The sequence below is a fragment of the Streptococcus sp. CSL10205-OR2 genome (assembly GCF_025660655.1).
In the GTDB taxonomy this organism is placed as follows: domain Bacteria; phylum Bacillota; class Bacilli; order Lactobacillales; family Streptococcaceae; genus Streptococcus.
Genome location: NZ_JAOTIN010000013.1, coordinates 38,769 through 45,748, shown reverse-complemented (window position 1 = coordinate 45,748; position 6,980 = coordinate 38,769). Strand labels below are relative to the sequence as shown.

The 6,980-nt window shown below is 33.6% G+C and carries 8 protein-coding genes, 1 tRNA gene and 1 rRNA gene; 9 read left to right on the top strand and 1 reads right to left on the bottom strand.

The genetic code is table 11. The annotated features are described in order from the left end of the window. Positions 1 to 41 precede the first annotated feature (41 nt). The 3 genes from rrf (at position 42) to N7659_RS06890 (ending at position 831) form a co-directional block, all read left to right on the top strand. Positions 42 to 157, top strand: a 5S ribosomal RNA gene (rrf, locus tag N7659_RS06900). A gap of 5 nt (positions 158 to 162) precedes the next feature. Further along, positions 163 to 236, top strand: a tRNA-Asn gene (locus N7659_RS06895). 124 nt (positions 237 to 360) lie between these two features. Then, entirely contained in the window at positions 361 to 831 is a 471-nt protein-coding gene (locus N7659_RS06890) for a sigma-70 family RNA polymerase sigma factor (protein WP_263276425.1), read from the top strand. Between the two features lie 35 nt (positions 832 to 866). Here the strand turns inward: N7659_RS06890 and N7659_RS06885 are convergent, their stop codons facing one another. Beyond that, positions 867 to 2,222 carry an aspartate kinase gene (locus N7659_RS06885; RefSeq protein WP_263276424.1) on the bottom strand — a complete coding sequence of 452 codons (1,356 nt, stop codon included), beginning with the start codon at positions 2,220 to 2,222 and terminating at the stop codon, positions 867 to 869. Positions 2,223 to 2,416: 194 nt separating this feature from the next. On the opposite strand from N7659_RS06885, the gene N7659_RS06880 reads away from it, so the two are divergent. The 6 genes from N7659_RS06880 (at position 2,417) to fabD (ending at position 6,977) form a co-directional block, all read left to right on the top strand. Continuing rightward, complete coding sequence (locus N7659_RS06880) at positions 2,417 to 3,208, top strand: enoyl-CoA hydratase (RefSeq protein WP_263276423.1); 792 nt, start codon at positions 2,417 to 2,419, stop codon at positions 3,206 to 3,208. 81 nt (positions 3,209 to 3,289) lie between these two features. Further along, the gene (locus N7659_RS06875; RefSeq protein ID WP_263276422.1) at positions 3,290 to 3,724 is read left to right on the top strand and encodes a MarR family winged helix-turn-helix transcriptional regulator; all 435 of its coding nucleotides are present in this window, start codon (positions 3,290 to 3,292) and stop codon (positions 3,722 to 3,724) included. Further along, entirely contained in the window at positions 3,724 to 4,698 is a 975-nt protein-coding gene (locus tag N7659_RS06870) for a beta-ketoacyl-ACP synthase III (protein ID WP_263276421.1), read from the top strand. The genes N7659_RS06875 and N7659_RS06870 overlap by 1 nt, the downstream gene beginning before the upstream one ends. A 65-nt stretch (positions 4,699 to 4,763) precedes the next feature. Continuing rightward, positions 4,764 to 4,988, top strand: coding sequence for an acyl carrier protein (locus tag N7659_RS06865; RefSeq protein WP_263276420.1), 225 nt, complete (start codon positions 4,764 to 4,766; stop codon positions 4,986 to 4,988). Between the two features lie 98 nt (positions 4,989 to 5,086). Continuing rightward, positions 5,087 to 6,058, top strand: a complete 972-nt coding sequence (gene fabK / locus N7659_RS06860; protein WP_263276419.1) for an enoyl-[acyl-carrier-protein] reductase FabK — start codon at positions 5,087 to 5,089, stop codon at positions 6,056 to 6,058. A gap of 1 nt (position 6,059) precedes the next feature. Then, on the top strand, positions 6,060 to 6,977 hold the full coding sequence (fabD, locus tag N7659_RS06855; protein WP_263276418.1) for an ACP S-malonyltransferase: 918 nt from the start codon (positions 6,060 to 6,062) through the stop codon (positions 6,975 to 6,977). The last annotated feature ends 3 nt before the right edge of the window (positions 6,978 to 6,980 follow it).

The window sequence follows — 6,980 nt, the reverse complement described above, 5'->3', positions numbered from 1 at the left end:
TTGCGATAGATATTCAATTTTGAATGATTGATCATTCATAGTTAAGTGACGATAGCCTAGGAGAGACACCTGTACCCATGCCGAACACAGCAGTTAAGTCCTAGAACGCCTGAAGTAGTTGGGGGTTTCCCCCTGTGAGATAGGGTAGTTGCTTAGCTAGTATCCGGCATAGCTCAGTTGGTAGTAGCGCATGACTGTTAATCATGATGTCGTAGGTTCGAGTCCTACTGCCGGAGTATCTCAACTAGCGTAGGCTAGTTTTTTTATTGCTCTTTAAATTTTTTACATGACATATATGTCATGTTCTTTTCTTTTATTTCTAGTTATAATGAGATAACAATAAAGAAATGGGGTTATGTTATGAGATTTGAAGAGGTATATAAGCTAGTTCGTCCTATTGTTTTGAAATTACGAAGAAAGTATCATTTACATATTTGGGACAATGATGATTGGGAACAAGAAGGTATGATTAGTCTTTACGAATTATTAAAAAAACACCCTGAACTTTCATTAGATAAATTAAAATTATTTCGTTTTTTTAAAACTAAATTTTCTAATTACATCAATGATGAAATCCGACGACAGGAAAGTCAAAAGAGGCAATTTAATAAGCCTAATTATGAAGAAATTGGTGATATAGAGCATTCTTTATCATCATCTGAAGCATTGGTAGATGATTTTATTGTCTTTAAGGATTCTGTATCACAATTATCTCAATTATTAAGTAGAGAAGAGTTGATTATGTTTGATTCTTTATTGGTTGGTGAGAGATTTAAAGGAAGAGCTGCTTTTATCAGAAAATTAAAGAAAATTGGAAAAGATTTTTTCTGATTACAAAAAAACCGTATATGATTTTATACGGTTTTTTATTGTTGTGTGAAGAAAGTTTGATAAAGAGCTTTTATAGCTTCTTTTTCTTGTTGTGTTTTGATGACAAATAAAACTGATACCTCACTGGAACCTTGAGAAATCATTGATAAGTTGATGTTGTGATTAGATAGTGCTTGTGTTGCTTTTGCAGTGACACCAATATGATTTTTCATATTTTCTCCAACAATCATAATAATAGAAAGATGGTGTTCAACTGTCACAGTATCAACTTCTAATTCCCTAGTTAGTCTTGTGACAATTTCTTGTTCCTTGATGGGTGTTAATTCTCTTTCTCTTAAAACGATGGAGAGGTCATCAATTCCAGTTGGCATGTGTTCCCAAGAAATATTTAAATCTTCTAAAATTTGTAATAATTTTTTACCAAAACCAACTTCTCTATTCATCAAATATTTGGAAATGTTGATACTTACAAAACCTTTATCTCCTGAAATACCGACAACAGTATTTTGATTGTGTTGTCTTTCTAAAACAATTCTTGTTCCAGGGTGACTAGGATTATTCGTATTTTTGATGACAAGCGGTATCTTACCTCTGTATGCTGGAATTAGAGCTTCATCGTGTAAGACACTAAAACCTGCATAGGCTAACTCTCGCATTTCACGGTAAGTCAACTCTAATATTGGCTCAGGATTTTTTATAATTCCGGGATGAGCTGCAAAAATACCATCAACATCTGTGAAATTTTCATAGCTTTCAGCTTTAATACCAGCAGCAATAATAGCACCTGTAATATCAGAGCCACCTCTTGAGAAGGTACATATCTGATTGTCTTTTGTCACTCCAAAAAATCCTGGGATAACTAAGATATCATCTCTTGATGCTAAATTCTCAATTTTGTCATAACTTGAGGGTAAAATTCTTGCATTACTAGGCTCACTTGAAACAATTAAACCAGCTTCTTTAGGATGGACGTAGCTTGCATCTAGACCACTTTGTTTAAAAAATTCAGCGATAATTTTGGCATTAGAGTTTTCTCCTTCTGATAGAAAACTGTCATAGAGATAATCATTATGCTCAATTGGTAGTGTTGCCAATTTTTTAATAGATTGTTTAATGTCTTCAAGAAGTGTTATTGGCAAATTTAACTCATCAATAATATCCTTGTAGCGCTTTATAATCCATTTTTGATTTTCTGTGATGTCTTTATGATTAACATAATTTTTAAAATATTTAATTAAGGCATCAGTGACTTTTGTATCGTTTTTATCTCTTTTTCCGGGAGCAGAAACAATAACAATCTGTCTTTTGAGATCGGATTTAACAATATCTAATACTTTTTTTAGTTGAGAAGCATCAGATAGTGAGCTACCTCCAAATTTTACAACTTTCATTTAGTAACCATTCCTTTAAGTTTATACTAAATTATAACAGAATTGAGCTAAAATGTCATTGGTCTCTTTATTATCTTTTTTAATAAAATTCCTTGATTTTTATCGAGAATTTGTGGTATTATTATTTTATTGTCAAATCATTTGATAATAAAATATTTTAATGGTCAAACCATTATGAAAGTAGAGGTTGTTTTATGTCCTATCAAACAATCATTTTTGAAAGAAAGGATGATATTGCTCAATTAACATTCAATAGGCCAGAAGTTTCCAATGGTTTTAATGTTTTAATGTGTGAAGAAATATTAGATGCTATTGAGACAGTGAAACAAGATAAGTCACTTAAAATTTTGATTATAAAAGGAAATGGTAAAGTATTTTCTGTTGGTGGTGATCTTGATGAAATGCAACGCGCTGTTTCAGAAGATGATATTAGTTCTCTGGTTAGAATTGCTGAATTAGTGCAGGATATTTCATTTGCTATCAAAAAATTACCAAAGCCTGTTATTTTATGTGCTAATGGCCCTGTTGCTGGAGCTGCTTTTAATATTGCTTTAGCCGTTGATTTTTGCATTGCAACGACTAAAACAAAGTTTATTCAAGCATTTGTTAATGTAGGTTTAGCTCCGGATGCTGGTGGTCTTTATTTGTTGGTGAGATCTCTTGGGCTTAATCGTGCGACTCATCTTGTTATGACGGGTGAAGCTGTATCTGCTGAAAAAGCTGAAAATTATGGCTTTGTTTACAAAATGTGTACAGAAGAAGAGTTGGATAAGGTATTGAATCAATTACTGAAACGATTAAAACGTGGCTCATTTAACTCTTATGGTGCAATGAAGTCTTTACTTTGGGAAAGCTACTTTTCAGATTGGGACTCCTATGCAGATTTAGAATTATCTCTTCAAAAATCTCTTGCATTTAGAGAAGATTTTAAAGAAGGTGTTCGAGCATATGGTGAAAGAAGAAGACCAAAATTTACAGGTGAATAGAGTGCTTAATAATTTATCTTGCAAGTTAGTTTGATATCTGATATAATTCGATTATCAAAGTTTATTTGTAGGAGGTGTCGATTGGATTATCATAAAATCAATAAGTATCTTGTTGATATTTTCAATAAGGTGTTGATTATTGAAGAGACTAGTTTAAAGTCTAGTCAGTTTAGTGATGTGTCCTTAAAAGAAATGCACACTATTGAAATTATAGGAAAAAGCAATCGTGTGACGCCTAGTGATATTGCTAGAGAATTGTTGTTAACTCTGGGAACAGTTACGACAAGTCTTAACAAATTGGAAGCTAAAGGCTATATTGAAAGGACACGATCACAGTTAGATAGAAGAGTTGTTTATTTGACTTTAACTAAAAAAGGAAGGCTTTTAGATAGACTTCATCAGAAGTTTCATAAGTCAATGGTGACTCATATTGTTGCTGGTATGGATGCACAAGATGTTGACGTTTTGACTAGAGGCTTAGGAAGTTTACACAAATTTCTTGAGGAGTTGATTTAATGTTTTATTCAAAGATTAGTCAAGTCGCTCATTATGTTCCCAAACAAACCATTTCAAATGATGATTTGTCTCTTATCCTAGACACTAGTGATGAATGGATTTCATCAAGAACTGGCATCAAAAATCGTCATATTAGTCAAGATGAATTGACGAGTGATTTAGCCAATCGTGTGGCTGAACAATTAATTGAAAAATCACAATTAGACCCTTTAGAAATTGATTTTATTGTTGTTGCAACTATCACACCAGATAGTACCATGCCATCAACAGCTGCAAAGGTTCAAGCACATATTGGTGCTAAAAATGCTTTTGTTTTTGATTTAACTGCTGCATGTAGTGGTTTCGTCTTTGGCATAGCAACTGCAGACAAATTGATAAAATCGGGTGTTTACAAAAAAGGCATTGTTATTGGTGCAGAAACCATCTCTAAAATCCTTGATTGGTCAGATAGAACAACAGCTGTTTTATTTGGGGATGGGGCAGGCGGTGTTTTGATTGAACAAACTAATCAGGAACATTTCCTTGTAGAATCACTCCATTCTGATGGCAATAGAAGCCATTCACTTACTTCTGGTAATGTTGGCTTAAATTCGCCGTTTTCAGTGTCAACTGAAAATCAAAGTTACCTTAAAATGGAGGGTCGAATGATTTTTGATTTTGCAGTTAAAGATGTTTCAAAAGATGTGGTTCAATTAATTGAGAAGGCACCAATTGCTATTGATGACATAGATTATCTCTTATTTCATCAAGCTAATCGTCGTATTTTAGATAAGATGGCGAAAAAAATTGGGATTACAAGAGAGAAATTTCTTGAAAACATGATGGAATATGGTAACACTAGTGCTGCTAGTATTCCCATTTTACTATCAGAAACAGTTGATAAGGGCCTCATTTCACTAGATGGTACCAAAACGATTTTATTAGCAGGTTTTGGTGGAGGTTTGACATGGGGAAGTCTTATTGTTAAAATCTAATTAGTTAAATTATATGTTATGACATGTGATTAATAAAAATTTTTAAAAATAAAAGGAGAAATAAAATGGCAGTGTTTGAAAAAATACAAGAAATTATCGTTGAGGAACTTGGGAAAGAAGCTGAAGAAGTAAAATTAGAAACTACTTTTGATGAGCTTGATGCAGATTCATTGGATATTTTCCAAGTTATCTCAGAAATTGAAGATGCCTTTGATATTCAAATTGAAACTGAAGAAGGACTAAATACTGTTGGTGATTTAGTGGCTTATGTTGAAGAAAAAACAAAATAAGTTTATTTGAGAATATTCTAACAAGAATATTCTTTCTTCTTATAATAATATTTTGATAATCAAACTATTATATTATTAAGAATAGAAAGTTAAAATTGATGAAAACGAGAATTACAGAATTATTAGGTATAAAATATCCTATTTTCCAAGGTGGAATGGCTTGGGTTGCAGATGGTGATTTGGCTGGAGCAGTTTCTAAAGCTGGTGGTCTAGGTATCATTGGTGGAGGAAATGCTCCTAAAGAAGTTGTTAAAGCAAACATTGACAAAATTAAATCAATGACGACTAATCCTTTTGGTGTTAATATCATGCTTCTTTCACCTTTTGTCGATGATATTGTTGATCTTGTCATTGAAGAGGGCGTTAAAGTGGTTACTACAGGGGCAGGAAACCCTGGAAAATATATGGAACGTCTTCATAAGGCGGGAATTGTTGTTATTCCTGTTGTTCCTAGTGTGGCTCTTGCTAAACGTATGGAAAAATTAGGTGTTGATGCTATTATCACTGAGGGTATGGAATCTGGTGGTCACATTGGTAAACTAACCACAATGAGTTTAGTGAGACAAGTGACAGATGCTGTTGATATTCCAGTTATTGCAGCAGGTGGGATTGCTGATGGTCGCGGTATGGCTGCAGCCTTTATGCTTGGTGCAGAAGCTGTTCAAGTAGGGACACGTTTTGTGGTAGCAAAAGAATCTAATGCTCATCAAAATTACAAAGATAAAATCTTGAAAGCGAGAGATATTGATACTGTTATTTCAGCTCAACATTTTGGGCATGCCGTTCGTGGGATTAAAAATAAGTTAACCAGAAAATTTGAACAGGCTGAAAAAGATGCCTTTAAAGAAGAAAATCCAGATTTAACTATTTTTGACAAAATGGGAGCTGGCGCTTTAAAATTTGCTGTGATCGATGGTGATGTTGACAATGGTTCTGTTATGGCTGGTCAAATTTCAGGCTTAATTCGTAAAGAAGAAACGTGTCAGGAAATCTTGGAAGATATATATTTTGGTGCTTTAAAAACCATTAAAAGAGAAGCAAAGCGTATTGAAAATTTAGTAGAGGAATAATATGGGAAAAACCGCATTTTTATTCGCAGGACAGGGTGCTCAAAAACTAGGAATGGGAAGAGATTTTTACGATCATTTTTCAATTGTTCGTGATACTTTTGAAACAGCTAGTAGGGTATTAGGTTATGATCTTAGAGAGCTAATTGATGAAGACAATGACAAGCTAAACCAAACGCAATACACTCAGCCAGCTATTTTAGTCACTTCTCTTGCTATTTATAGGGTATTACAAGAAAGAAATATACTGCCAGACATTGTTCTTGGTCTATCTCTTGGAGAATATTCTGCTTTGGTGGCAAGCGGGAGTTTGTCTTTTGAAGATGCTGTTCAGTTGGTTGCTAAAAGAGGTGATTTTATGGCAAATGCAGCGCCTAAAGGAACAGGGAAAATGGTTGCTGTTATGAATACAGATCCCGCAGTGATTGAAGCCATTTGTCAAAAAGCCAGCAAAAAAGGTATTGTTACTCCTGCTAATTATAATACTCCTAATCAGATTGTTATAGGTGGCGAAGTTGACGCCGTTAATGAAGCAGTAGAGCTTTTAAAAGAAGCAGGGACAAAACGTCTTATTCCACTAAATGTTTCAGGTCCATTTCACACGTCCTTATTGGAAAAAGCTAGTCAACAGTTAGCTGAGACCTTAGAAAATATTTCATTTTCTGAGTTTAAAATGCCTTTGATTAGTAACACAACGGCAAAAGTGATGCCTCAAGAAGAGATTAAATCTTTATTAGCTCGTCAAGTCAAAGAGCCTGTTAGATTTTATGAATCTATTGATACGCTGAAGTCATTAGGTGTCACAGAGTTTGTTGAAATTGGTCCAGGAAAAGTTTTGAGTGGGTTTGTTAAGAAAATTGATAAAACAGCTAATATCTACACTGTTGATGATTTAACTGGTTTAGAAACACTTATTAATTAAAAT